Genomic DNA, 26,041 nt, shown 5'->3' with positions numbered 1-26,041 from the left:
TTCGAAAGATTTTGATATTTTATGTGAGCTAAATTTTTTATTAAATAATGCTATTTATATATATGAATAAAATTAACATTAAATTAACTTTACTATTGATTTTCTAATTTAATATGTTAATATTAAATTATTAACTTGTTCTGAGAAAAGCCATTAAGTTACTATGATAAAGGAGTTAAAGGCTATGAAAAGTAAGAAATTATTAGGCTCTGTGGGAGTCATAACTGCTGCTGCGTTATCGTTAGTTGCATGTGGTAAAAGTGCAGATAACGGCAACACAAATGAAGCTAAAAAAGCAAGTAAGTTTCCAATTGAAGTACCTAAAAAGGAAACTAAACAAGGTGGAACAGTTAAATTAGCTATAGAAAGTGATTCACCCTTCACCGGTATTTTCTCTGAAGAATTGTCCACTACTAAAACTGACTCTGATGTTGTTGCTCCAGGTGCCGAATCATTATTTGATGTAAATGATACTTATCAGATTAATGATAAGGGTCCTGCCACAATGAAAATTAATAAAAAGGACAAGACAGTGACTGTTACCATTAAAAAGGGTGTTAAATGGTCAGATGGTAAGCAGGTAACTGCTAAAGATTATGAGTATGCATATGAAATTATTGCTAACAAGGCTACTCAATCTCAAAGATATACAAGTCAACTTGCATTTTTAAAGGGACTTGAAGAGTACCATGAAGGAAAATCTAAAACAATTTCTGGGTTTGAAATGCCTGACGGTGAGAATGGCAGAACAGCTGTTTTACACTTTAAGGAATTAAAGCCAGGAATGTATAACAGCGGTAACGGCTATGTTTGGGAAGCAGTAGCTCCTTACCACTATTTAAAGGATGTTCCTTTCAGCAAATTAAATTCATCTGATAAGATTAGAAAGAAACCTCTTTATTTTGGTCCTTATCAAGTTTCTAAGGTTGTAAGAGGTCAGTCAGTAACTTGGGTTCCTAATAAGTACTACTGGCGTGGCAAACCAAAATTAGATAAAGTAGTTTCACAAGTTGTTTCTTCGAACTCAACTTCTCAAGCAATCAAGAGCCATAAATTTGATATAGCTGATGTTATTAACACACAATGGAAACAAGTTAAAGACACCAAAGGTGTAAATTTTGTAGCTAAAATTCCGCTACAATATAGTTATCTTGGCTTTAAAGTTGGTAAATGGGATGCAAAGCACAGCAAGAATGTCATGAATAAAAACGCTAAGATGAATAACAAGTCTCTTAGACAAGCTATTGGATATGCCATGAATATTTCTTCTGTATATAAGAAATATACTGGTGGCTTGACCTTCCATGTAACGACATTAATTCCACCACAGTTTGGTGATTACCATAATAGCGATATCAAAGGCTATACATACAATTTAAAGAAAGCAAATCAATTGCTGGATAAAGCTGGTTATAAGAAGAAAGGCAAATGGCGTGTACAACCTAATGGTAAGCCCCTTAAAATTCAACTTTTGGCTGCTGGAGGCGATGCCACTAGAGGTCCAATCATTCAAAACTACATTCAACAATGGCATAAAATTGGTTTGAATGTTTCCTTAGTTGGTGGTCGTTTGGCAGAAGCTAACTCTTTCTTTGATAAGATTAAAAGCGACGATCCTTCTGTCGACATGTTTATGGCAGGTTGGAGTATGTCATCAGAACCATCTCCTGCTGACATGTTTGCTGAAGGTTCACCATTCAACTATCAACGTTTTGTGACTCCAGAACAAACCAAATTATTGAGTTCACTTGACTCTCAAAAAGCTTTCAATCATAAGTATCGTGTAGAGAAATTCCATGAATGGCAAAAATATATGTTTGATCAAGCATTCATTATTCCTACTAAGAATAGTTATGCTATCACAGCAGTTAATAACAAGTTAACTGGATACAGTCTTAAACCTACTCATGGTAATTCTCTTTGGTATGAAGTTGGCTACAAAAAATAGTTAATATTTAATTAGAAAAAAACTAATTGCGAAAATAACGCAATTAGTTTTTTTTTTTGATTTTTAGTTAAATTTGATTGTAATAGTACTAAAATACTCTTTTGATAAAATTATTTATCTTTTCAAATATTATATGTTTATATAGTATTAGAGACAATTTTAGCCTTGCAATTTTAATGATAAATGCTAATATTTATCTGTTAACTTGATTCCAAAATACTATTAACTTTGTATTATGAAGGAGACATGTATTATGAGAACAAGAAAAATTTGGGCTTCAGTTGGTATTGTATCAACAGCTGCATTAGCTTTAGCAGCTTGTGGAAAGAACAACACTACTAGTAATGAAGGGGCTAAAACTGCCAGCAAGTTTCCAGTTCAAACCCCAGTTAAGACTGCTAAAAAGGGTGGAACAATTAAAGTTGCAGAAGTAACTAATACACCATTTACTGGAGTCTTCAATGAAGAATTGCAAATGGATCAACCAAGCGCAGATGTTTCAAGTCCAGGTCAGGAATCATTGTTTGACACCGATAACCATTATAAAATAAACGATAAAGGTCCTGCTACTCTCAAACTTGATCGCAAAGCAAATACTGCTACTATTACTGTTAAAAAAGGTGTTAAATGGTCAGACGGTAAACAAGTTACTGCAAAAGATGTTGAGTTTGCATATGAAATTATTGCTAATAAAGCAACAAATTCCCAAAGATATGCAAGCCAGTTCAATATTATTAATGGTATGAAAGAGTATCATGAAGGTAAAGCAAAAACCATTTCGGGAATTGAAATGCCTGATGGTCCAGATGGACGAGTCGTAGTTTTACATTGCAAAGAACTTAAGCCTGGTATGTATTATAGTGGTAATGGCTACATTTGGGAATCAGCTGCTCCCTACCACTATTTAAAAGATATTCCTTTTGCAAAATTAGAATCATCTGATAAATTGAGAAAAAAGCCGTTGTTCTTTGGTCCTTATAAACTCGAAAAAATTGTTCGTGGTCAATCAGTTACTTGGGTACCGAATAAGTATTATTGGCGCGGTCAACCTAAATTAGACAAAATAGTTTACCAGGTGGTTTCACCAAATTCCGCTTCGCAAGCAATTAAGAATCATAAATTTGATATCACCAGAGTTACTAATAGTCAATGGAAAGAAGTTAAGGATACTAAAGATGTGACATTTGTCGCTAAGATTCCTTTATATTATAGTTATTTGGCATTTAAAGTTGGTAAGTGGGACAATAAAAAATCAAAGAATGTAATGAATCCTCATGCCAAAATGAATAATAAATCATTACGTCAAGCTATGGCTTATGCAATGAATACTGATGCTGTGTACAAGCATTATACTGACGGTTTAAGTTTCCAGATTCCGACTTTGATTCCAGCACAATTTGGTGACTATTTTAATAAAAACATTAAAGGGTATACTTACAACCTTAAGAAAGCAAATCAAATTCTAGATAAAGCTGGTTATAAGAAGAAAGGAAAATGGCGTGTACAACCTAATGGTAAACCGTTAACTATTCACTTCATGGCAATGTCTGGTACTTCTATTCAACAACCAATAATGCAAAATTATATTGAACAATGGAATAAGATTGGCCTGAATGTTAAATTAGTTGGTGGAAGACTGACTGAATTTAATTCATTTTATGATAAAGTGCAACACGATTCACCGGATGTTGATATGTTCATGGCAGCTTGGGGTCTTTCAACAGAGCCTTCCCAGGAACAAATGTACGGTGAAGGTACAATGTCCAATTATTCCCGTTTTGTAACACCTGAAAACACGAAGTTAATCAAGGAAATGGACTCTCAAAAGGCATTTAACCATGAATACCGTGTCAACAAATTCCACGAATGGCAAAAATATATGTTTGATCAAGCTTTTGTTGTTCCTGTATTTAACGCATACCAAATTGATGCAGTCAACAGTAAGCTTACTGGCTATTCACAAAATGCATCACAGCAAAACAACGGACACCCACTTTGGTATAAAGTTGCTTACACTAAATAAAAGATATTTACCAAAGTAGATTAGAAAACTGGCTTTTTGTCAAATTCTGTTAACAAAGATTAAATGAGGAGAATCAAGCAGCAAATAAACTGCTTGGTTCTTTTTCTTTTACCTTGTTTTCTGCCAATCTAATCCTGGATAGCAGATTGGAAAATTGGCGTAGCCAAAAGCTGTACACTCAATTTGTTTGACTTTGCGATTAAAGCCTTCTAAGCAACTGCTGGAATAATTCGATGTTATCCTGTTAGTTACTGCTCTTAGATTATGCTTAAAAGTGAGCAGTGTTTGGAACATTTGCCAGCAAATATCTTCTTTAGCATGAATGACTTTTTTGACTGCAGATCTTTGGTAGCTAAAGCTTCATAAAACATCTGAAGCATGTTGTAGACATTGGTGATCTACGCACGCATGCTATGCTCTTCTTTTTAATACAACAGAAAACTAATTAACAGCTTACACATGGATAAGTCAGGATAAATTATAGAGCTAATCAAGTTTCTTAAACTTGATTTTTATTTTTGCTAAAAAATAATGGTATTTTGTATAAAATTTTAATTAATAATTAATAAAGCCTTTGTTTTTCTAATCTTTTTTGTTATTATTTTATTTAGGTTTTAAATCGTGTTTGTACTTTTGTAAGGAGAGAAGAAAGATGAAAGAAAAAAATTTTTTATGCTCCATCGGTATTATAGCCACATGCGCCATGGCTCTGGTTGGTTGTAATAAAGGAAATAAAAGCAATAATGAGGACAGTTCGAAGGAAGCAAGTAAATTTCCAAATGCTTTGCCAAAAAAGGAAACAAAGCAAGGAGGAACTGTTAGAGTTGCCGTTGAAACAGATACGCCTTTTACAGGAATATTTACTGATGAATTAAGCGTAACTGCGACTGATGCAGATGTTGCTTCGCCAGGTGAAGAATCTTTGTTTTATACAGATGATAACTACAAAATAAATGATAAAGGCCCGGCAACAATGAGGCTGGATCAAAAAAACAAAACTATTACTATTACAATCAAAAAAGGTGTTAAGTGGTCAGACGGCAAACAAGTAGTTGCTAAGGATATGGCATATCCATATGAAATATTGGCTAATAAAAATACTAAAGCTCAAAGATATTCTACTAAAATGGAAGTTCTGAAAGGAATGAAAGAATATCATGAGGGCAAAGCTAAAAAAATTTCAGGAATTGAATTGCCGGACGGTGATAATGGTCGCAAAATGATATTGCATTTTTCCTATATGACACCAGGAATGGCCTTTAGTGGTAATGACTATTATTGGGAATCAGCTTCACCATATCACTATTTAAAGGATGTACCTTTTAGCAAGCTCGAATCCTCAGATAAAGTTAGAAAAAGACCAATGTATTTTGGACCTTATAAGTTAGATAAACTAGTTCGTGGACAGTCAGCTACATGGGTACCAAACAAATACTATTGGCAAGGCAAACCAAAACTGGATAAAATTATTTACCAAGTTGTTTCTCCTAATTCAACTTCTCAGGCAATTAAATCACATAAGTTTGATATTGCTCAAGTTATTAATGCTCAGTGGAAACAAGTAAAAGATACTAAAGATGTGAGATTTATTGCAGAAATTCCTTTATATTACTCATACCTAGGATTTAAGGTCGGCAAGTTTGACGCTAAAAAAGGTAAAAATGTTATGAATCCTCATAGTAAAATGAATAATAAAGCCTTAAGGCAAGCTATTGGGTATGCGATGAATGTAGAGGATGTCAATAAGCGGTATAATAATAATCTGAGTTTCAGGATTCCAACATTAATACCAAAGCAATATGGTGATGTATATAATAAAAATGTTAAAGGATTTTCTTATAACTTAAAAAAGGCTAATGAACTATTAGATAAGGCTGGTTATAAGAAAAAAGGCAAATGGCGCGTTCAGCCCAATGGTAAACCTCTAAAAATTAACTTTTTAGCCATGTCGGGTGATGCTACACAAGGACCAATTATACAAAATTACTTGCAGCAGTGGCATAAAATTGGGCTAAATGTAGGTCTTTTAAATGGTCGATTGACAGAACGTAACTCATTTTATGATAAAGTTCAAAACGATAATCCTCAAGTAGACATGTTCCTAGGAGCATGGGGTCTTTCCACGGAACCATCACCCAATGGATTGTATAGTGAAGGTGGCCCCGCTAACTATACTAGGTTTGTTACTCCGGAAAATAATAAATTGATTAAAGAAATTGACTCTGCTAAAGCATTTAACCATAAATATCGTGTTGAAAAATTTCATGAATGGCAACAGTATATGTTTGACCAGGCTTATGTCATACCTGTTTTTAATGCATATAAAATTAAAGCGGTTAATAATAAATTAACTGGTTTATCACTAAAACCTTCTGAAACAAATAACGGTCACCCAATATGGTACAAAGTCGGTTATATTAAATAAAGTTATTTGATAATGTAAATTAGAAAACTATTGTCATTTGAGGACAATAGTTTTCTTTTTTAACGCTAAAAACTGGTATAATTTAGATTGTTAAGGAGTTGAAAAAATGGTCAGTACCAAATTCATTAAACGATTAGATACAAAATACAAAATTAGATTTAACAATCCTAAACTATTAGAAGAGGCTTTTACTCATTCTTCTTATGCTAATGAACACCCTGAAGATGGTGTTCGGGATTATGAAAAACTGGAATTCTTGGGGGATGCAGTTTTGGAATTAGCAATTTCTGATTATCTCTACCGTAATTTTAGAAATCTAAATGAAGGCGAATTAACTAGAATGCGATCAAATATCGTTGATACTGAAGGATTTGCAGAATTTGCTCAAAAATTTGGTTTCCCGGCTGAGATTAATCTAGGTCATGGTGAGGAAAAAGCAGGTGCACGTTCTCGAAAAACTCTTTTAGAAGATGTTTTTGAGGCTTTTAACGGTGCGCTTTTTCTTGATCAAGGCATGGAAGCAGTCGAGCATTTTTTAAGTTTAACAGTATATCCGTTAATTGATGCTGGCAAATTCGATGCTTCAAGAGATTACAAAACAGACTTACAAGAATTGTTGCAACAAGATGGGCCTGTTAAGATTGAGTATGAAGTTTTAAAAGAAGAACAAATGCCTTCCAGTTTTACTGTCCAGCTAGTTGTGAATGGGAAAGTATTGTCTAAGGGACAAGGTCACAATAAAAAAGCCGCTGAACAAGAAGCTGCAAAAACAGCTCTAGGTAAGCTCAATTAGGGAGATGAGTGTGTGCCACTAACAGAACTGATAATTGACGGCTTTAAATCCTTTGCCGAAAAAACAAAAATTAAATTTGACACCGGTATTACTGGCATAGTTGGTCCCAATGGTAGTGGTAAAAGTAATATTACTGAAGCGATCAGATGGGTCATGGGCGAAACAAGTGCTAAATCATTGCGTGGTTCAAACATGAAAGATGTCATTTTTGCCGGAAGTGAATTCCGCCAGCCGGCAAATCATGCAGAAGTTTCTCTGATTTTTAACAATAAAAAACACGAACTAAATTTTAAGGAAGAACAAGTTGTTGTAACTCGACGGATTTTAAGATCTGGAGATAATGAGTACTTAATCAATAAAAAAAGTGTCAGACAAAAGGATGTACGCTCTCTATTCTTAGACTCGGGCATTTCGCAAGACAGTTTAGCAATTATTTCTCAAGGACGTGTGGATCAAATACTAAATTCCCGTCCGGAAGAACGACGTTTACTATTTGAAGAAGCAGCTGGTGTACTTCATTTTAAAAGACAAAAAGAAGAAGCCAAAGATCAGTTGGAACAGACTACTGACAATTTAGTGCGGATCAACGACCTTGTAAAAGAGTTAGAGCAGAGAATTGAACCTCTTCATGAACAAAGCTCTTTAGCTAAAGAATATCAATTTCAGAAAAAAGGTCTGGATCGAGAACTAAAAACGTTATTGGCATTTGAAATTCAGGATCTAGATAATCAAAAAGAAAAAGAACAGGAAAAGGCTGATGAAAATCAGGCTCTTTTATCGAAGCTGGATCGAGAAGTAAAAGATTCTCAAGCAGCTGTGGCAAACAAAAGAAAAGAATATCAAACTTTAAATAGTCAAAGAGATAAGGTGCAAAATGATTTACTTTCTTTAACTAAAAAGCTTTCTGAAATCAATACCAATTTGCAAGTTGCGGAACAAAGTAAGCAATATAGCGTAGCTACTAAAAAAGAATACCAATCTGAATTGAATGACCTAAAAAAGCAATTATCGGCAATTGAAAATGATAGAATTGATCTGCTTGAAAAGGAAAAGAATTTAAAGAGTGAGCAAGAGAAGTTAAATGATAAAAGAACTGAACTCTGCGCTCAGCTAAAGGAAGATCCTGAACAGCTAAACCGAAAATTAGAGCAGCTTCGGTCAGCTTATATTCAATTGTTGCAAGATCAAACTTCTAACAATAATGAAATAGTTTATTTGCATTCTGAACTGAAAAAACTTTCTGATAATAGCCAGTTTCAAACAGAAAATGTTGTTGAAGAACTAAGAACTGAAACTACTGAGCTTAAACGACTTAAATCTGAAGGTAAGTCACTTAAAGAAAACTGTCAGATTGAAGGACAAAAAATAGCAGATTTAACAAATGAGCAAAAAATAAGTCAAAAAAATTTGTCATCTCTTCAAGAATCGTTGTCGACCAAAAAACAACGTTTTAGTCAATTAAATGCGCGTTATGATGCTCTGGAAAATATACGCAAACGTCATGAAGGTTATTTTTACGGAGTCAAGAACGTTTTAAATAATTTATCTGCTTATCCTGGAGTAATTGGAGCAGTAGGAGAATTAGTTACCTTTCCTGTTAAATATGAAGCTGCAATGGCTACAGCATTAGGGAATGGGGTTCAGGATTTAGTCACTAAATCAAAACTGGATGCTCGGGATGCTATTAACAAATTAAAGGAAAATCATGCGGGGCGTGCTACTTTTCTTCCTCTTGATGGATTAAGGGAATATACAATACCTACTTCAACTATCAATACAATTTCTTCTTTTTCCGGATTTCAAGGTATTGCTAGCGAAATAGTTAAAAGTTTACCTAATCAAGATATTGCGCCTGCAATTAATTATCTCCTTGGAAATACTATAATAGTTGACACAATAAGCAATGCTATGAAGATAAGACAGAGAATTTCTCGCTATCGTATTGTAACTCTTGACGGAGATGTTATTTCACCTGGTGGTTCAATGACAGGAGGAGTGCGCAATCAAAAAAGCAATTCTCCACTTCAAACAACTGCTGAACTGAGTCAATTAAGACAAAATATTAATGATTTAAAAGCAAAAATTAAGAATGAACAATCTCAGTTAGCTGATGCTGTAAGCAAGAATGAAATTTTAACTCAGCAGTTGAATGAAATGACATCGAAATTTCAAAATCTTAAACAAGAATTAGGTGAAGCGGCTCTTTCGTATCAAAACCAAGAAAAAGAAGTGAACAGGTTAAAGGCTGCGAATAGTTTGTTTGAACAACAAAAGCAAGAACGCAACCAGGAAATTGCTGAAACTAAGAACAAGATTAAGTCGGCTGCAAAAAAGAAGGAAGAACTGCAGGAGAAAATACTTCAGCAAAAACAGGATATTAGTGAATTGCAATTAGGTATTAAGAACTTTTCAGAGTTGAATCAAGAGGTTCAGGAAAAGTTAAGCGAACTTGATCCGCAAATAGCGGTTTATGCTAATAAGTTGGAGAACGTTTCAAAGCAAAAATCCGATAAAAAGAATGAATCAAAGCAGCATCAAAATCAAATTAATACTTTGTCCCAAAAGTTGAAAGAACTTGATGAAAATGATGTGCTTGGTGACGAAAAGAAGATGAACTTTGAACGCGAAAATAAAGAGGGGATTGCAAAAAAGAAAAATTTGCAGGAACAACTTAATACTTTAAGTTCTAAATTAGGACAGTATGATGCTAAAATTAACCAGCTTGATCAGGTAGCGAGTCGTAATTATGAACTTCGTAAAGATGCTGCTGCTGAACAAAAAGATTTTTCTGTGAAAATAGCACAGTTGAATAGCCAAATAGATCAACGTCTAGATACTTTGAATACGGAATATTCACTAACATATGAGGCCGCATTGAATCAAGCCGAAATAGAAAATAACGAGACCAATAGGACACAACTTCAAAAGAATGTGAAATTGCATCGCATGTCTATTGCGGACATTGGTCCAGTTAATCTGAAGTCAATTGAAGAATATGAAAATGTCAAAAAACGTTACGACTTCCTTAATGCACAACAAAATGATTTGTTAAAGGGTCGAGACAATTTAGAAAAATCGATGTCAGAACTTGATCAAGAAGTATGTAGTCGCTTTAGTAAAACTTTTACAGAGGTAGCTCATAGTTTTACTGAATTATTTCCGGTGGTTTTTGGAGGTGGCAGTGCCAAATTAGTTTTGACTAATCCTGAAGATTTATTGAACACAGGTGTTGAAATTATTGCTCAACCGCCGGGTAAAAAGTTGCAAAAACTAAGCTTATTATCAGGTGGAGAAAGGGCATTGACAGCAATTACATTGCTTTTTGCTATGCTCAAAGTTAAACCGGTACCATTTTGTGTACTGGATGAAGTAGAAGCAGCACTTGATGATGCAAACGTCACACGCTTTGCACATTTCTTAGAAGAATATGATATGCATACACAATTTATTGTAATAACACATAGAAGAGGAACAATGGAAAAAGCAGACCAACTTTATGGTGTTGTTATGCAGGAATCAGGGGTGTCACAAGTGTTGTCCGTATCACTAAAAGAATTAAAAAATGAGGTGAAATAACAGTGGGTTTATTTGATAAGATAAAAAAATCTTTATTTGGTGAAGAGAATGGTAAAGTTACTGATGATTCGCAGAATCAACCAGAAAAAGAGCAACAAGAATCCTCTGAGGAGCTAGAAAATAAGGAAAAGATAACCACTGAAGAAAAACAAACTTCAGAAAAGGATGAATCGGAAAACAAAAATTTGACAGCTTTGCAGGAAAAATCTTTAGAGAAGGAACCTGAAAACGAACCTAATAATGAAAAGCAAAATGATACTGAATTATATGAAAAAGGTCTAGAGAAAACTAATCAGGGCTTTGGAGCCCGGCTGAATCGCTTTTTCGCCCAGTTCAGGACTGTTGACGAAGATTTCTTTGATGACTTGGAAGAGCTGCTTATTGAATCTGATGTCGGTTATGAGACTGCCGAAGAATTGACTGACGAACTGCGAGATGAAGCAAAGTTGCAGAAAGCCAAGTCGCGAGATGATCTGAAAAAAGTTATTGTTGAAAAATTAGTTAATCTTTATGACCAGAGCGGTAATTCCGAAAATGAAAAATTAAAGTCGCATGACGATGGCAAACCGAATATCTATCTGTTTGTAGGAGTAAATGGTGCGGGCAAAACTACAACAATCGGAAAATTGGCTAAAAGATTTAAAGATGAAGGGAAGTCAGTTCTTTTAGCGGCAGCAGATACCTTCAGAGCTGGTGCAGTTGAACAATTATTAGAATGGGGCGAAAGAGTCGGTGTTCCAGTGGTAACTGGAAAGGAACAAGCAGACCCTGCTTCAGTTGTTTATGATGCGACTGATAAAGCACTTAAAGAAAATTATGATTATTTATTAGTGGATACTGCTGGTCGTTTACAAAATAAAAAGAATTTAATGAGTGAACTTGAGAAAATTGAACGGACAATTAAAAAGCAAGCACCGGAAGAGCCAACAGAAACCCTATTAGTTTTAGACGGCTCAACTGGTCAAAATGCACTTCTTCAAGCTAAGGATTTTGATAAGACTACCAAATTAACGGGACTGGTATTGACAAAATTGGATGGCTCTTCAAAGGGCGGAGTCGTTTTGGCAATTAGAAATGAGATGAAACTGCCGGTAAAATTAGTTGGTTTGGGTGAAAAAGCTAGCGATTTGGCTGATTTTGATGCCGCAAACTATGCTGTCGGACTATTTCATGATTTAATTTAAGAAGTGATTTTTTAAAGGGAGATATTTATATTTAATGAAAGAATACAGTGCATGTACAACAATTTTAGTAGGCAAAAAGGCTTCAGTTGATGGTTCGACCATGATTGCTCGTAATGACGACACTTTTCGCCCAATTACACCGCAAAAGTTTATTATCAGACCCGCTGCCAAAAATGAATCAGGTCGTAAAATTAAGTCATGGTTGAATAAGTTTGAATTAGACTTGCCTGAAAATGCTCAGGCCGTTCCTGCTGTACCCAATGTTGATTACAAAAACCGTGGTTATTACGATGAGAGCGGTATTAATCAAGAAAATGTAGCAATGTCTTGTACTGAATCAACTTATGGTAATGAGAGAGCACTCGCATATGATCCACTGGTAAAAGATGGTCTTGATGAAGATTGCATGCAGTCAGTTGTTTTGCCTTATATTCATTCTGCTAGAAATGGAGTTGAATATTTAGGCAAACTGATAGCTAAATATGGTTCACCAGCAGGTAACTCAGTTCTGTTTGGTGACAAAAATGAGATCTGGTATATGGAAATTGTCACTGGCCACCACTGGGTAGCGCAACGTATTCCAGATGATGCTTACGCAATTGCCGCAAATAGGGTTTCTATTGAACAAGTAGATTTTGCTGACACAAAAAACTTTATGTGGAGCGAGGGAATTCAGGAGTTTGTTGCCGATCACAACTTAAATGTTGATCATCAGGGATGGAATTTCCGTCATATTTTTGGTACTTATAGTGAACAAGATAGGTTTTATAATACTAATCGTGTTTGGTACGGTCAAAAATATTTTAATCCCGAAATTGAACAAGATCCAACCGATGGTAATTTACCTTTTATTCAGCGTGCAGCTAAGAAAATAACCAGAGAAGATATTGAATTTGTGCTTGGCAGTCATTACCAAAACACTCCGTATGATCCTTTTGGCAAAGGCACGGAAGAAGAGAGGCATCGTTTCCGTCCAATTGGTTTAAATAGAACGCAAAATTCCCACATTTTACAGATTAGAAATGATGTTGACTCTGACAAAGCAGCAATAATGTGGCTTTGTATTGGTGGGCCAACTTTCACGCCTTTTGTACCATTCTTTGCTAATATGAATGATACTGATCCTTCTTACAATAACACATCAATGGAATATAATCTTAATGATGCTTGGTGGTACTACAAATCCTTGGCAGCACTTGTAGAAACGCATTACCCACAGTTTGTTCAACTCGATACTGATTATCTAAATGAACTTAATCAATACTATCGTCATCGTGTGCATAAGATTATCGAAATAGCTGGTGATAAATCAGGGACTGAATTAACTTCATATCTAACCAAAGCCAATCAAGAGACTGTTGCCTATACTAGAAAGCGTTCTGAAAAGCTTTGGGCTCAGATGATGATTGATTCAATCAATATGTCAAAACTAACATTTAATATGGATGAAAATCTTTAAATAATAATAGCATTTAAAAAGTCTGGAAAAATTTTCCAGACTTTTTTGGTTTTCCGAGCATCTTTATTCATTCATTTTCTTATTCTTAGCAGAATGACGAATGCCATAAATTAAATAAATAAAGACACCAATTAGTGACCATATTAGCATGTACTTTTTTGCTTGTATATCTAATCCCCAGAAAACAACAAAAGAACTGAGAAACGCTAAAAATGGCAGCACAGGATACCAAGGCATTTTAAAAGCTGGATCTACAATATCTTTTCCTTCGCGTGGCCTTAAGCGATAGATTCCCAGAGAAACAAACATAAAGGCAATCAGAGTTCCAGCTGAAACCAATTGTGACAGGAATGAGAAAGGAATAAATGCAGAAATAATAATTGCAATAACTGCAACTGTCCATAATGAGTTTGCTGGTCGATGTTCTTTATTCAATTTACCAAGTACTTTAGGAATCATACCATCGCGACCAAATGAATATACCAAACGAGAACTGGCCATACAAAGACCAATCAAAGCGGTAAACATTCCTAAAATAGCAACAGACTGAACGATAGTGGCAATATGTCCGAAACCTGTTTTTCTTAAAGCGTATCCAACTGGCTCAGCTGAATTTAAATATTGGTGATAAGGTACCATTCCAACTAAAACTAAACTGACGGCTACGAATAAAATAACTGCTATTAGCAACGAACCGATAATTCCCCGTGGCATAGTCTTTTGCGGGTTAATAGCTTCTGCAGAATTTGATGCAATGGTATCAAAGCCCAAGAATGAAATATAGATCATGGAAACTCCGGCGTAAATGCCTTGCCAACCTCCAAAAGGTCCATGAGCTGTTGCACAGTATGATGGTATAAATGGAATAAAATTAGCTTTTTTAATAACTGTCAAGCCAATGCCAACAAAAAGCAAAATTGCTAAAACTTTGACTACCACTAAAACATTTTCGACTCGGGAAGCTTTAGACACTCCAAAACTGACCAAAAATGCTGCCAGCAAAATAGCTAGTAATGCAACTAAATCGAACATTCCTCCATTTATGCCTAAAGGATTGGCTAAGGCAGCAGGTAATTTCCAGCCTAATGGTGCTATCAATGCACGAAGATTAGCAGACAAACCAGAGCTAATAAATGCCATTCCGATTAGGTATTCTGCTAAAAGAGCCCAACCAGAAAACCAGCCCCAAAATTCTCCAAATATAACATTGATCCAAGAATAAACTGATCCTGCAAAGGGCATTGCGGCTGCCATTTCTGCATAGGCAAAGGCAACAAGACCAGCCACTATAGATGCAATAACACATGACAGGGCTACAGCGGGTCCTGTGTGCAGTGCTGCAACTTCTCCAGGTAATGTAAAGATCGAGGTTGAAACGATGGTCCCTACACCCAGAGCCAAAAAGTCACGAACTTTTAGTGTTCTGACTAAGTGACCATCTTTTTCCTGATAAATATCTGGATCTTCTTTTCGATTCATTAATTTCCATAATTTCACACTGAATTGCTCCTTAGCTTTGTTTAGCATTTTGTTTGAAAGAAATCTACCAATTAAAAAGTTCACACGGGTAACAACTTGAGTGCGAACTTACATTTTATATAGTAAAATTTGTTTTAAACAATATGTGTAGTGTAACGCTTTTAAATATTTTTTCAAAACAGTTTGATTACTCAAAATAAAAAGACGATACAAAATTAATATTTATTCGTGTACCGTCTAATCAGATAACTTTCAAGAATGGTTATTCTATATCTATGATAGTAAAATCCCTAAAAGTTGATTAAATTTATGATACAGATTCCTATTGAGAAAAGCAATAAAACATAGTATACCTTTAATTAAATTTTGGTTTTCAAGATCGTCAATTCCTGACATTTTTGCTATACTTGTTCAAGGTGAGTGTAATGGATGAACTCGAAAAAAATGAAATATTGGGTGATTTATATGCCTATTATGGTGGTCTTTTAACTAAGAGTCAGCAGAGTTATTTTGAAGATTATTATTATAACGACCTGTCCTTAGGAGAAATAGCTATCAATCATCATGTTTCACGTCAGGCAGTTTACGACAATTTACGTCGCTGTCGCAAATTGTTAAAAAATTACGAAAACAATTTACATATGCAGAGAGATTACAATATGATCGAAGACAAACTAGCAAAAGTTTTAGTCGCACTCAAAAAAAGCAAGTCAAGCCAGGCTTTACAAATAACTACTGATCTAATAAATCAACTGAGGGGAGAGTAATTCGATGGCATTTGAAAATTTAAGCGAAAGAATTCAAAAGGCCTTAAAGAATTTAACAGGTAAAGGGAAAATTTCAGAAGATGACATCAATAGTGCCAGTCGCGAAATTAGACTGGCATTACTGGAAGCTGATGTTAACTTTAAAGTTGTTAAAGATTTTATCAAGAAAATAAAGCAAGAAGCTCTCGGAAAAGAAGTTCAGGAAAGTCTTAATCCAGGCCAACAAGTCATCAAGATAGTTAATGATGAATTAACCAAGATGATGGGTGAAAGCGCGGTTTCCCTCAATAAATCTAAACATATTCCTACAATAATAATGATGGTAGGTTTACAAGGTACAGGTAAAACTACCACAGTTGGTAAGCTGGCAAACAGATTAATACAAAAAGAAAAAGCAAGACCATTGCTAATTGCTGGTGATATTTATCGTCCAGCTGCTGTTGATCAATTGCAGCAAATTGGTGACCAGCTAAAAGTTCCTGTTTATAGTGAAAAAGATCAAAAAGACGTAGCTCAAATAGTGCAAGACGGCTTACACCAAGCTGATAAAAATAAAAATGATTATGTCATTATTGATACCGCTGGACGTTTGGAAATTGATGAACCATTAATGGAGGAACTTGAACGTGTCAAAGAAGTTGCCCAACCAGATAATATTTTGCTGGTAGTAGATGCCATGACTGGTCAAGCTGCAACAGATGTAGCTAAAGGTTTTGATGAACGTTTAGACATCACTGGAGTTATTTTAACCAAACTAGATGGTGATACTCGTGGTGGTGCTGCATTATCCATTAGGGCAGTAACCGGCAAGCCAATTATTTATACCGGTCAAGGTGAAAAATTGACCGACCTGGAACAATTCTATCCTGATCGTATGGCTTCTAGAATTCTGGGCATGGGTGACATGCTGACTTTGATTGAAAAAGCTCAGCAGGATTATGATGCCAAAAAAGCTGAAGAAGTTGCTGAAAAAATGAAAGAAAATACTTTCGATTTCAACGACTTTGTTGATCAGATTGAGCAAGTTGAGAAAATGGGTCCACTTGACCAGCTGATGAAGATGATTCCGGGAATGGCAAATAATCCCCAGCTTAAGAATGTCAACTTTGATAAAAAACAAATTGTTTATGTGAAAGCAATTATTTCATCGATGACAGAAGAAGAGCGAGAAAATCCAGAATTGCTTAATCCTAGTCGCAGAAGAAGAATTGCTGCGGGATCTGGCCGACCTGTAGTTGAAGTCAACAGGATGATTAAACAGTTTAAACAAGCTCGCGACATGATGAGCAAAATTACTAAGGGCAACTTTAAAGGGATGGATAACCTGCCTGGAATGAATTCTCCAATGGGGCGGATGGCTATGCGTCACATGGGTAAGAAATTCAAGAAAAACAAGAAAAAGCGTATGAAGGTCAAGAGATATCATTCATAAAAAAGCACCTGTTAAGTAAAAACACTTTACACCCTTTTAAAAAAGTGCTATATTATTTAACGTAACTTTTAGGAGGAAATAATTTTATGTCAGTAAAAATTCGTATGCGCCGTATGGGTGCCAAGAGAAAACCATTTTACAGAATTGTTGTAGCTGATTCCAGAATGCCACGCGATGGTCGTTTTATTGAAGAAGTCGGTTACTATAATCCAGTTTCAGTTCCTAAGGAATTGAAATTAGACGAAGATAAAATTTTTGAATGGTTGCAAAAGGGTGCTCAACCTTCAGATACTGTGCGTTCACTACTTTCTGGTGCAGGCTTAATGAAGAAACTGCATGATTCAAAATTTAATAAATAGTGAATCGTTAGTTAAAAGTTTGAAGTTAACTGCTTCAAGCTTTTTTCTTTGAGTAGGAGAAACTATGCAATTTTATGATGTTGCGCGAATATTATCTACCCATGGTCTTAAAGGAGAAGTAAAAGTTGCTTTAATTACGGATTTTCCGAAAGAACGCTTTGCTGCAAAAAAAGAATTAGCTTTAAAAGCTAATCAACAAAAAAAGTTGACGGTTAAAAGCAGCAGGCCTTTTAAACAGTTCTGGCTGGTTCAATTTAATGAAATTACTGATATTGATAGTGCTAAGAAATTAGTCGGCGAAACTTTAGTTGTTAGCGAGCAAAATCAGCATGAACTTCCAGATGGCGCATATTATTATCGCGATATTCTAGGCTGTAAAGTGATAGATAATCATTCCGGAACTGAACTAGGTAAAATAACTGGTATCGAAACTCCAGGAGCAAATGATGTTTGGGAAATTACCGAAGAGAATGGTAACACATACTTAATTCCCTATATTGACGAAGTGGTAAAAAAAATAGACATTGCTCACAAGAAAGTTTTCGTAGAACTTTTGGAAGGGTTACGTAATGAAGATTAATGTATTAACGCTTTTTCCTGATATGTTTACACCATTGACGACCTCAATGCTTGGAAGAGGTCTTGTAGATGATAAATGGCAGCTAAATTTAGTAAATTTTCGCGACTTTACCACTGATGTACACCATCACGTTGATGATAGTCCTTATGGTGGTGGCGCTGGCATGGTTTTGCAAGTTATGCCGATCAAGAAAGCCCTTGATTCACTTAAAAATAAGGGCAAAGTAATCATTACTGCGCCACAGGGTAAAACTTTTAATCAAAAAATGGCCCAAAATTGGTCTCATGAAGAAAATCTCACCTTTATTTGTGGTCATTATGAAGGCTTTGATCAACGCATCTATGATTTAGCTGATGAAACTGTTTCAATTGGTGATTACGTTTTAACTGGTGGGGAATTACCCACAATGAGTATGATAGATGCTACTGTTAGACTGCTGCCAGGAATTTTGGGAAATGATGCCTCACCGGTGGAAGAAAGCTTTGCTCACGGTTTGCTGGAATATCCACAATATACCAGACCGGAAGATTTTGAAGGAAAGAAAGTACCACAAGTATTAACATCTGGAAATCACCAAAAGATTGATGAGTGGCGGCATAAGGAAGCTTTGCGCGCAACCTACTTGTACAGACCGGATTTACTTGAAAATTATAATTTAAGTAAAGAAGAAAAGAGAATGTTAACGGAAATAAAGCAGGAAAAAGATCAAACTTGATTTTAGCTGTTAATTTTGCTAGTATAACTGAGGTGTAAATTTATTTTGCACTAATAGTTAGGGGTGTTCCGCTGACGTAGAAAACGCTAATGAATGCCGGAGAAGGAGAAAATAAAAATGGATCCATTAATTCAAGAATTAACCAAAGAACAATTACGTGACGATATTCCTGACTTCCGTGCAGGTGACACAGTTCGTGTACACGTGCGTGTTGTCGAAGGTTCACATGAACGTATTCAGATGTTTGAAGGCGTAGTTATCAAGCGTAAGGGAACTGGCATTGGTGCCAGTTACACTGTACGTAAGATCGCATCTGGTGTTGGTGTTGAGCGTACTTTTCCAGTAAACGATCCACGTGTTGCCAAGGTTGAAGTATTGCGTCACGGTCGTGTACGTCGTGCTAAACTTTACTACTTACGTGATCGTCACGGCAAGTCTGCTAGAATTGCAGAAAAGCGTCGTTAATTAACGCTTAAGTAAAAGAGAATCATTCCGTAAAGGGATGATTCTCTTTTTTGTTTATGTTAAAATCTTCAGCAAAATATTTTTTATTGAGGAGAAAAATTATGAATGAACCGTTTTTGTTAAATTTTGATTCTGAATCGAGGGCTGTTTTAGAACCGGATCACGAACAAGAAATTAATAACTTTCATTTTCAGCCCAAGCTGCTGTTTGCATTTTTAACTCCTGCTGTAATCAGTGATTTTTTGGCTCGTTATCCTCATAAAAAGCTCGGGTTCTTTGACTGTTTTGAAGGAGAAACCCCAATTTATCAGGTTGACTTAGACGGACAAAAAATTACTTTTTGTCAGGCAAAGATAGGTGCTGCAGCTGCTGTAGAGCTATTAGATTGGTTAATAAGCTATGGTGTTAAACAAATTTTAGCAATCGGATCAGCAGGCTGCTTAGTTGATTTACCAGAGAACTATTTTCTAGTGCCTACAAAAGCTATTAGAGACGAGGGCACATCCTTTCATTATATGAAACCAGGAACGTATATTGACTTAAAGTCAGAGTTTTTAACTAAGACCAAAAAATTGCTGAAAGAAGAAGGTCTTAAGGTTGAAGAAGTAACTACCTGGACAACTGATGGCTTCTTTAGGGAAACTGTCAAGAAAGTAAAGCAGGCTAAAGAGTTGGGAGCCTCTTGTGTAGAGATGGAATGTGCAGCAATGGCTGCGTGTGCACAATTCAGAGAGGCAGATTTTGCACAAATATTATTTACAGCCGATTCACTTAAAGATTTAGAAAATCATGATGACAGAGGCTGGGGTAGGGATGCTCATGAAGCAGCAATTAATTTAGCTGCCAATATCATTAGTAAAATTTAACCAAGTTTGTGAAAAATTACTGCTGTGGAACCTAAGTGAAACAGCGTTATTATTCACAAACAAATAACATAAAGGCTTTAGAAACAGCATTTTTAAGTATAATTTCAATATAAAGATTGTGAATTGATTTAAAGCATTAGTTGTGGAAAGTCAATTTCTTGCCATTATGACAGTATTTTGAGACGTTACGCTTGACTGCTAACAGGAATTTTGCTAGATAAATATCTAAAAATACTTAAAGTTCAAGCAAATCAAAATAATAGTCAAAATTAGTCTAATAAGCCAGTGAGACCAAGTGATTTGTCCGTAAAGAAAAATACCATTTGCTAGAGCGGTAAGTAAAACTGCTACTAGAAATATAGTAGTTAAAAGTGGTTTTTTTAGAAAACTTCCGGCAATAATCCCTAATGCGGACAAGACGTTGATCATGATTAGCCAAATTGGCAAACTAGTAAAAGATGAAAAGCTGGCGCTAATCATGAGAACACCATATATAATAGTTAAACAGATTGTTAGATATGACATTTTTATACCTCCTGCTAAAATTTAAGCATTTGGGGTCGACGCTATGTCAAGGAGATAATTATGTATTTGAAAGAATTTATTCAAAAGGAAAATACTACACCTGATACAGTTAGACATTATATCTATTTAAACTTATTAAATCCTGGTCGTAAGGGAAGAAACTATTGGTTTACTGAAAACGAAACTGATATTTTTGAAGCAATTAAAGAGTTCCAAGACTTAGGATTTTCGCTTCAAGAAATAAAGGACATAAAAAAACTACATGATGAGTCGTGTAGTACTGAAAAGCAACGTACACAAAACTTAAAGTTAATTACGGATAAAATCGCCGTTATATCTGCAAAAATAAACAAATTAAAAATGCAGAAAAAAGTATTGGCAGAAGTAAAAGAAACTTTGCAGAAAAAAAGCATTATTGAAACTCGTAAAAAATAATTTTTGTTTATCCCAATAATGCTATAAAGCTCTTTTGTTAAATATTAAATAATAGTGTTGCGGTATAGCCCTACTACTTTACCTAAAATGTGGACGCTTGACAATATAATCGGTGCCATCGTATCATTTTCAGGCTGTAAACGATAGTGACCTTTTTCCTTGTAAAATCGTTTTACAGTTGCTTCATTTTCATCTGTCATTGCTACTACAATTTCACCGTTAATAGCTGAAGATTGTTTGCGGACAATTACATTATCTCCGTTTAAAATTCCAGCATTAATCATACTTTCTCCATGTACTCTTAACATAAAGAGATCGCCAGCATCATTTGCTAAATCAGGAGGCAAAGGGAAATAGTCTTCTATATCTTCAACAGCTAAAATTGGTTGACCAGCAGTCACGTCACCAACAACTGGAATTTCTTTTGGTTGGACACCAATTGCTTTTTTTCCTTCATCGGTTATTTCTAATGCTCTTGGTTTTGTAGCATCCTTTATTATTAAGCCCTTGTTTTCAAGCCTTGATAAATGACCGTGTACAGTAGAAGTGGAAGATAAATCTACAGCATGACATATTTCACGCACAGTTGGAGGAAAGCCCCTGTCTTCAACCGTTTCATATATATAGCGTAAAATTTGCAACTGCTTGTTGTTTTGTTTTGTAGTCATAGTTATCTCCAGTATTATAAACGTCTTTAATACTTTTAATTCTAGCAGATAATTTGGTATAGTACAAACAAGCGTTCTGAAAATTTTAAACTTTTTTTATTACAAATAATAATGTAGACTTTTTTAAGAGAGGTGCTAAAAATGAATGAAGATCTTGAGAAAAAACTAATAAATCGGATAAATGAACTTTATCATAAAAAGGAATCTGTTGGACTAACAGAAGACGAGGAAATAGAACGAAAGAAATTACATCAGGAATTTATTAAGAACTTCAGAGCAGGCTTTAAACAAGATGTAGAGAATTTAGTGATAATTGATAAAAATGGCAAAGAAATTACTTCTGAAATAGCGAAAAAAGCTCAAAGAAAAAAAGGTTTAAGAAAAGATTAACTTTGATCTTTAATTTTACTGTATTTTTAGGTAAGATATACCTATTGGACAAATTGAGGTGATTAATTTATGAACTTAGGATTAGCGATTTTTCTGATTGTTATAGCATTAATATTAGGACTTGTAGGAGGCTTTTATGGTGCCAGAGCATATATGAAAAAATATTTTAAGGATAATCCGCCAATCAGTGAAGATATGATTGTTGCCATGATGTCTCAAATGGGCCAAAAGCCTTCAGCTAAGAAGGTAAACCAAGTGATGAACATGATGAAGCACCAAAAATAAAAACTTACTAGATTGAAATAGTGTGGCGGAGAATAGACTCTCCGCTTTTTTACTGAATTTTTAGGTGAATAATGGGTATATTTTTTAAATTAGGCTGGTTTTTTAAAAAAGAAAAAAAGCGTTACCTAATTGGTATTACATTTTTGGCACTGACTTCAGTTGTGAACTTGGTGCCACCGAGAATCTTAGGTCTAATGGCTGATCAATTAGATGAAGGACATATTAGTTGGCAAGAATATGGTCTTCTAATTTTGGCAATTGTTTTAGCAGCCCTGTTGCTGTATGGCTTTCGCTATTTTTGGCGTAGTCAGATTTGGGGTGGTGCAGCAGAACTGGAACTACAGTTAAGATCGAAACTATTCCGTCAATTCATGGCTATGGATCGCACTTTTTACCAACGTCACAGAACAGGTGATTTGATGGCTCATGCTACAAATGATGTTTCAGCCGTTCAGGAAGTTGCCGGTGAAGGCGTGTTAACACTCGTAGACTCACTAATAATGAGTGTGTCTACTATGGTAGCCATGATTGCTTTTGTTGATTGGCGTTTAACACTTGTGGCTCTTCTGCCGTTACCATTTTTGGCTTGGGGAGCATGGAAATTAGGAGACAGGCTACATGATGCATTTGATAAGTCTCAAGCAGCTTTTTCCAGGTTAAATAATAAAACTCAGGAATCAGTTTCAGGTATTAAGGTTTTGAAGACATTTGGTCAAGGCAGGGAAGATACTGCTGCTTTTGACCAAATGATAGATGACACTATTAAAATCAATAAAAAAGTTTTTAAATGGGATTCTATGTTTGATCCATTAGGTACATTTCTAATTGGTTTGACATATACCATAACTATTATTTATGGTGGGATGCTCGTTTTTAACAAAGCACTCACTATTGGCCAATTAGTTTCATTTATCGCATATATTGGTAATATGGTCTGGCCTATGTTTGCGATCGGATATCTTTTTAATATTTTAGAGCGTGGAAGCGCAAGTTACGACCGGATTGAAAAGCTGCTGGAAGAAAAGTCTGAAATCACGGATAAATATGCTGATCAAAAATTATCTGCCAAAGATATAGCGGGCGATCTTATTTATCATGTTAAATATTTTGCATATCCAGATGAACCGAAAGTTCAAGTGCTAAATAATATCGACTTTACGTTAAAAACAGGTCAAACTCTGGGTCTTGTGGGTAAAGTAGGAGCTGGTAAAACTACTATCATACAGCTTTTACTTAGGGAATTTGATAAGTATGATGGTCACATTACGTTAAATGGACATGATATCAGGGAGATTCCACTTAATGTTTTATTACGCCAAATATCTTATGTACCTCAAGACAATTACCTATTTTCAACCAGTATCCAAAAAAATATCGCTTTTTCAAAAGCAGACAGTAATGAAAGTGCTATTGTTTCTGCAGCCAAGAAAAGTGATCTGCACAATGATATTTTACAGATGCCAGGTGGTTACAATACTTTGGTGGGTGAAAATGGCGTTTCACTTTCCGGAGGACAAAAGCAACGTATGTCTATTGCCAGAGCGCTACTAAAACAAAGCCAAATCTTAGTTTTAGATGATGCTTTGTCAGCAGTAGATGCAAGGACTGAAATGGCTATTTTACGCTCTCTAAGAAAGGAACGTAAGGGAAAAACAACATTAATTGCTACGCATAGACTTACATCAGTAATGAATGCTGATTTAATTTTAGTCCTAAAAAATGGTCGAATTGTTGAACGAGGAACTCATGACCAGCTGCTGAAATTAAATGGTTGGTATGCTGATATGTGGCAAAGACAAGAATTAGAAGACAAGGTAGGTGACTCCAATGGACGATGAAAACTCATTCCAATCAGTCTGGTCGCAAGAAATTCCTGTAAAAGAGCAACTTAGCATTTTTAAACGTTTATTGCGGTTTGTGATGCATTTTAAAAATGAAATGATCATTGCAGGTATTGGTGCTTTTTTAGTAAGTGTAATTAACGTTTTACTGCCATATGGTTTACAGTATTTTTTAGATAATTTTTTGAGTAAAGCTGATGTTACAACACAAATAATTTTATTCGCTGGTTTTCTGTACGCATTTGGTTCCATTGTCAAAGGAATTTTGCAATTTACCTACGAGTACTTTTTTGCTTTAGGATCAGAAAAATCGCTTGAAGGCTTGCGTTCTGAACTTTATAAAAAGTTGCATACATTAGGAATGCGCTACTTTGATCAAACTCCAGCTGGTTCAATAGTCTCAAGAGTAACAAATGATACTATGACTTTGAGCAATTTTCTGACTGTATTATCAAGTGTAGTAATTTCATTTTTCTCAATTATTTCGGCTATGGTAGCGATGTTTTCTACCAATGTAGTGGCTGGATTTATAGTTCTTGCTTTTTTGCCTTTACTTTTAGTGATTATTTGGCAATATTCTAAAAGAAGTTCTAAACTTTACCGTAGTTATCGCGAGCGACTAAGTCGCATTAATACTAACTTAAATGAATCAATAGAAGGGGTTTCTTTAATCCAGCAATTTAAGCAGGAAGAGCGTATGACTAATCATTTTGAAAGTGAAAACTCTGCCTTAATGAAAACACGTTTCGATATGATTAATCTTAATTCCTTTTTGTTGTCACCTTTAACTAGTTTGCTATATTCACTTGCATTAGCATTAACTTTAATGTATTTTGGCTTTCCATTAAGGGAAACCTTTGTGCCAGCTGGTGTGGTTTATGCATTTTCACAATATATTTCACAGTTTTTTAATCCAATTGCCAATATGATGGATCAAATGACTTTTTTCCAAGATGGTATTGTAGCAGGCAAAAGAATTTTTCGGATTTTAGATAATACTGATTACGAACCACAACAAAAAGCTGAGGCAGGATTAACAATTAATCAAGGAAAGATTGAGTTTAAGCACGTAAGTTTTTCATATGATGGTAAAAACGAAATTTTACATGATATTTCATTCACAGTTAATCCCGGAGAAACTTTAGGCATAGTCGGACATACAGGTTCGGGTAAAAGTTCGATTATTAACGTAATGATGCGTTTTTACGAATTTTATAAAGGTGAAGTGTTAATTGATGGTGTTGACATCAAAAAATATCCTAAAGCAGAACTGCGCAAAAAACTTGGATTGGTATTGCAAGAGCCCTTTATGTTTTACGGAGATATTAATTCCAATATTCGCCTTTATAACAAGGACATAACTGATGAGCAAATAAAAAAGGCTGCCGAAACTGTTCAGGCAGATGGCTTTATTGAGAATCTCCCTGGAAAGTACCATGCTAAAGTAGGTGAAGGCGGAAGTGAGTTTAGTCAAGGCCAAAGGCAACTAATATCTTTTGCTCGTACTTTGGTGACGGATCCTAGGATATTAGTTCTGGATGAGGCCACTGCAAATGTTGATACTGAAACTGAAACGCTGATTCAACAAGGATTGAAGAGATTGCGCAAGGGTCGCACAACTTTGGCTATCGCGCACAGGCTTTCAACTATTGTTGATGCAGATCAAATTATTGTATTGAATGATGGCAGAATTGTGGAAAGAGGCAATCACGAGAAACTTCTTTCACAAAAAGGTTATTATTATAATTTATATACCTTACAGAATAGCCAAAAGTGAAAAAAAGCACAAAGCTAAAAACTTTGTGCTTTTTTATATTTAGTATTGA

General features: G+C 35.1%; 22 protein-coding genes and 1 pseudogene. 19 read left to right on the top strand and 4 right to left on the bottom strand.

All coding sequences use genetic code 11. The annotated features are described in order from the left end of the window. Positions 1-184: 184 nt before the first annotated feature. Together JF76_RS06015 and JF76_RS06010 are read left to right on the top strand one after the other, a co-directional pair. Complete coding sequence (locus JF76_RS06015; RefSeq protein ID WP_045928245.1) at positions 185-1,948, top strand: oligopeptide ABC transporter substrate-binding protein; 1,764 nt, start codon at positions 185-187, stop codon at positions 1,946-1,948. A 253-nt stretch (positions 1,949-2,201) separates the two neighbouring features. Further along, the gene (locus JF76_RS06010; RefSeq protein WP_045928244.1) at positions 2,202-3,971 is read left to right on the top strand and encodes an oligopeptide ABC transporter substrate-binding protein; all 1,770 of its coding nucleotides are present in this window, start codon (positions 2,202-2,204) and stop codon (positions 3,969-3,971) included. A 73-nt stretch (positions 3,972-4,044) separates the two neighbouring features. On the opposite strand, the pseudogene JF76_RS10100 reads toward JF76_RS06010, so the two are convergent. After that, a pseudogene (locus JF76_RS10100) lies at positions 4,045-4,265 on the bottom strand (transposase); the annotation flags it as partial. A gap of 358 nt (positions 4,266-4,623) precedes the next feature. Here JF76_RS10100 and JF76_RS06005 point away from each other — a divergent pair. The 5 genes from JF76_RS06005 to JF76_RS05985 all read left to right on the top strand — a co-directional run bounded on the left by JF76_RS06005 (position 4,624) and on the right by JF76_RS05985 (position 13,408). Beyond that, positions 4,624-6,396 carry an oligopeptide ABC transporter substrate-binding protein gene (locus JF76_RS06005; RefSeq protein ID WP_045928243.1) on the top strand — a complete coding sequence of 591 codons (1,773 nt, stop codon included), beginning with the start codon at positions 4,624-4,626 and terminating at the stop codon, positions 6,394-6,396. A 106-nt stretch (positions 6,397-6,502) separates the two neighbouring features. Further along, positions 6,503-7,189, top strand: coding sequence for a ribonuclease III (rnc, locus tag JF76_RS06000; protein ID WP_045928242.1), 687 nt, complete (start codon positions 6,503-6,505; stop codon positions 7,187-7,189). 12 nt (positions 7,190-7,201) lie between these two features. Beyond that, entirely contained in the window at positions 7,202-10,765 is a 3,564-nt protein-coding gene (gene smc, locus JF76_RS05995) for a chromosome segregation protein SMC (RefSeq protein WP_045928241.1), read from the top strand. A 2-nt stretch (positions 10,766-10,767) separates the two neighbouring features. Next, positions 10,768-11,949 (top strand): signal recognition particle-docking protein FtsY, encoded by a 1,182-nt coding sequence (gene ftsY, locus JF76_RS05990; protein WP_084600341.1) that lies wholly within the window; start codon positions 10,768-10,770, stop codon positions 11,947-11,949. Positions 11,950-11,983: 34 nt separating this feature from the next. Next, a complete protein-coding gene (locus JF76_RS05985) occupies positions 11,984-13,408 on the top strand; it encodes a C69 family dipeptidase (RefSeq protein ID WP_045928240.1) in 1,425 nt (474 codons plus the stop codon). Positions 13,409-13,471: 63 nt separating this feature from the next. Here JF76_RS05985 and JF76_RS05980 read toward each other — a convergent pair whose 3' ends face one another. Continuing rightward, on the bottom strand, positions 13,472-14,905 hold the full coding sequence (locus tag JF76_RS05980; protein WP_045928239.1) for an APC family permease: 1,434 nt from the start codon (positions 14,903-14,905) through the stop codon (positions 13,472-13,474). Positions 14,906-15,312: 407 nt separating this feature from the next. Between JF76_RS05980 and ylxM the strand changes: the two genes are divergently transcribed. The 7 genes from ylxM (at position 15,313) to JF76_RS05945 (ending at position 20,071) form a co-directional block, all read left to right on the top strand. Next, the gene (gene ylxM / locus JF76_RS05975) at positions 15,313-15,654 is read left to right on the top strand and encodes a YlxM family DNA-binding protein (protein ID WP_045928238.1); all 342 of its coding nucleotides are present in this window, start codon (positions 15,313-15,315) and stop codon (positions 15,652-15,654) included. 4 nt (positions 15,655-15,658) lie between these two features. Then, entirely contained in the window at positions 15,659-17,086 is a 1,428-nt protein-coding gene (ffh, locus tag JF76_RS05970; RefSeq protein ID WP_045928237.1) for a signal recognition particle protein, read from the top strand. A gap of 86 nt (positions 17,087-17,172) precedes the next feature. Further along, positions 17,173-17,445, top strand: a complete 273-nt coding sequence (rpsP, locus tag JF76_RS05965; protein WP_045928236.1) for a 30S ribosomal protein S16 — start codon at positions 17,173-17,175, stop codon at positions 17,443-17,445. Positions 17,446-17,509: 64 nt separating this feature from the next. Further along, on the top strand, positions 17,510-18,025 hold the full coding sequence (gene rimM / locus JF76_RS05960) for a ribosome maturation factor RimM (protein WP_045928235.1): 516 nt from the start codon (positions 17,510-17,512) through the stop codon (positions 18,023-18,025). Continuing rightward, entirely contained in the window at positions 18,015-18,740 is a 726-nt protein-coding gene (trmD, locus tag JF76_RS05955; protein WP_045928234.1) for a tRNA (guanosine(37)-N1)-methyltransferase TrmD, read from the top strand. Before rimM ends, trmD begins: the two co-directional genes overlap by 11 nt. Positions 18,741-18,857: 117 nt before the next feature. Next, positions 18,858-19,205, top strand: coding sequence for a 50S ribosomal protein L19 (gene rplS / locus JF76_RS05950; protein WP_038523030.1), 348 nt, complete (start codon positions 18,858-18,860; stop codon positions 19,203-19,205). Between the two features lie 101 nt (positions 19,206-19,306). Continuing rightward, positions 19,307-20,071, top strand: a complete 765-nt coding sequence (locus JF76_RS05945; RefSeq protein WP_045928233.1) for a nucleoside phosphorylase — start codon at positions 19,307-19,309, stop codon at positions 20,069-20,071. A 225-nt stretch (positions 20,072-20,296) separates the two neighbouring features. Here the strand turns inward: JF76_RS05945 and JF76_RS05940 are convergent, their stop codons facing one another. Continuing rightward, positions 20,297-20,596 carry a hypothetical protein gene (locus tag JF76_RS05940; protein ID WP_045928232.1) on the bottom strand — a complete coding sequence of 100 codons (300 nt, stop codon included), beginning with the start codon at positions 20,594-20,596 and terminating at the stop codon, positions 20,297-20,299. A gap of 60 nt (positions 20,597-20,656) precedes the next feature. On the opposite strand from JF76_RS05940, the gene JF76_RS05935 reads away from it, so the two are divergent. After that, positions 20,657-21,031 carry a MerR family transcriptional regulator gene (locus JF76_RS05935; protein ID WP_045928231.1) on the top strand — a complete coding sequence of 125 codons (375 nt, stop codon included), beginning with the start codon at positions 20,657-20,659 and terminating at the stop codon, positions 21,029-21,031. A gap of 44 nt (positions 21,032-21,075) precedes the next feature. Here the strand turns inward: JF76_RS05935 and lexA are convergent, their stop codons facing one another. After that, positions 21,076-21,699, bottom strand: a complete 624-nt coding sequence (gene lexA, locus JF76_RS05930) for a transcriptional repressor LexA (protein WP_045928230.1) — start codon at positions 21,697-21,699, stop codon at positions 21,076-21,078. Between the two features lie 141 nt (positions 21,700-21,840). On the opposite strand from lexA, the gene JF76_RS05925 reads away from it, so the two are divergent. The 4 genes from JF76_RS05925 to JF76_RS05910 all read left to right on the top strand — a co-directional run bounded on the left by JF76_RS05925 (position 21,841) and on the right by JF76_RS05910 (position 25,992). After that, the gene (locus tag JF76_RS05925) at positions 21,841-22,089 is read left to right on the top strand and encodes a DUF896 domain-containing protein (RefSeq protein WP_045928229.1); all 249 of its coding nucleotides are present in this window, start codon (positions 21,841-21,843) and stop codon (positions 22,087-22,089) included. 69 nt (positions 22,090-22,158) lie between these two features. After that, positions 22,159-22,374 (top strand): YneF family protein, encoded by a 216-nt coding sequence (locus JF76_RS05920; RefSeq protein WP_034981600.1) that lies wholly within the window; start codon positions 22,159-22,161, stop codon positions 22,372-22,374. A 71-nt stretch (positions 22,375-22,445) separates the two neighbouring features. After that, positions 22,446-24,212 (top strand): ABC transporter ATP-binding protein, encoded by a 1,767-nt coding sequence (locus JF76_RS05915; protein ID WP_045928228.1) that lies wholly within the window; start codon positions 22,446-22,448, stop codon positions 24,210-24,212. After that, positions 24,202-25,992: an ABC transporter ATP-binding protein gene (locus JF76_RS05910; protein WP_045928227.1), complete on the top strand. Its 1,791-nt coding sequence runs from the start codon at positions 24,202-24,204 to the stop codon at positions 25,990-25,992. The genes JF76_RS05915 and JF76_RS05910 overlap by 11 nt, the downstream gene beginning before the upstream one ends. Positions 25,993-26,041: the final 49 nt, after the last annotated feature.

Source organism: Lactobacillus kullabergensis (genome assembly GCF_000967195.1).
Classification (GTDB): Bacteria; Bacillota; Bacilli; order Lactobacillales; family Lactobacillaceae; genus Lactobacillus; species Lactobacillus kullabergensis.
This window is presented reverse-complemented; position numbering and strand designations above follow the sequence as displayed.

Coding starts and splice junctions, on each gene's coding strand:
- JF76_RS05985 (WP_045928240.1), top strand. CDS start 11,984: ATGAAAGAATACAGTGCATGTACAACAATTTTAGTAGGCAAAAAGGCT.
- trmD (WP_045928234.1), top strand. CDS start 18,015: ATGAAGATTAATGTATTAACGCTTTTTCCTGATATGTTTACACCATTG.
- JF76_RS06005 (WP_045928243.1), top strand. CDS start 4,624: ATGAAAGAAAAAAATTTTTTATGCTCCATCGGTATTATAGCCACATGC.
- rimM (WP_045928235.1), top strand. CDS start 17,510: ATGCAATTTTATGATGTTGCGCGAATATTATCTACCCATGGTCTTAAA.
- JF76_RS05910 (WP_045928227.1), top strand. CDS start 24,202: ATGGACGATGAAAACTCATTCCAATCAGTCTGGTCGCAAGAAATTCCT.
- rpsP (WP_045928236.1), top strand. CDS start 17,173: ATGTCAGTAAAAATTCGTATGCGCCGTATGGGTGCCAAGAGAAAACCA.
- JF76_RS05925 (WP_045928229.1), top strand. CDS start 21,841: ATGAATGAAGATCTTGAGAAAAAACTAATAAATCGGATAAATGAACTT.
- rnc (WP_045928242.1), top strand. CDS start 6,503: ATGGTCAGTACCAAATTCATTAAACGATTAGATACAAAATACAAAATT.
- lexA (WP_045928230.1), bottom strand. CDS start 21,699: ATGACTACAAAACAAAACAACAAGCAGTTGCAAATTTTACGCTATATA.
- rplS (WP_038523030.1), top strand. CDS start 18,858: ATGGATCCATTAATTCAAGAATTAACCAAAGAACAATTACGTGACGAT.
- ylxM (WP_045928238.1), top strand. CDS start 15,313: ATGGATGAACTCGAAAAAAATGAAATATTGGGTGATTTATATGCCTAT.
- JF76_RS05935 (WP_045928231.1), top strand. CDS start 20,657: ATGTATTTGAAAGAATTTATTCAAAAGGAAAATACTACACCTGATACA.
- JF76_RS06010 (WP_045928244.1), top strand. CDS start 2,202: ATGAGAACAAGAAAAATTTGGGCTTCAGTTGGTATTGTATCAACAGCT.
- JF76_RS05940 (WP_045928232.1), bottom strand. CDS start 20,596: ATGTCATATCTAACAATCTGTTTAACTATTATATATGGTGTTCTCATG.
- JF76_RS05920 (WP_034981600.1), top strand. CDS start 22,159: ATGAACTTAGGATTAGCGATTTTTCTGATTGTTATAGCATTAATATTA.
- JF76_RS05945 (WP_045928233.1), top strand. CDS start 19,307: ATGAATGAACCGTTTTTGTTAAATTTTGATTCTGAATCGAGGGCTGTT.
- JF76_RS06015 (WP_045928245.1), top strand. CDS start 185: ATGAAAAGTAAGAAATTATTAGGCTCTGTGGGAGTCATAACTGCTGCT.
- ffh (WP_045928237.1), top strand. CDS start 15,659: ATGGCATTTGAAAATTTAAGCGAAAGAATTCAAAAGGCCTTAAAGAAT.
- JF76_RS05915 (WP_045928228.1), top strand. CDS start 22,446: ATGGGTATATTTTTTAAATTAGGCTGGTTTTTTAAAAAAGAAAAAAAG.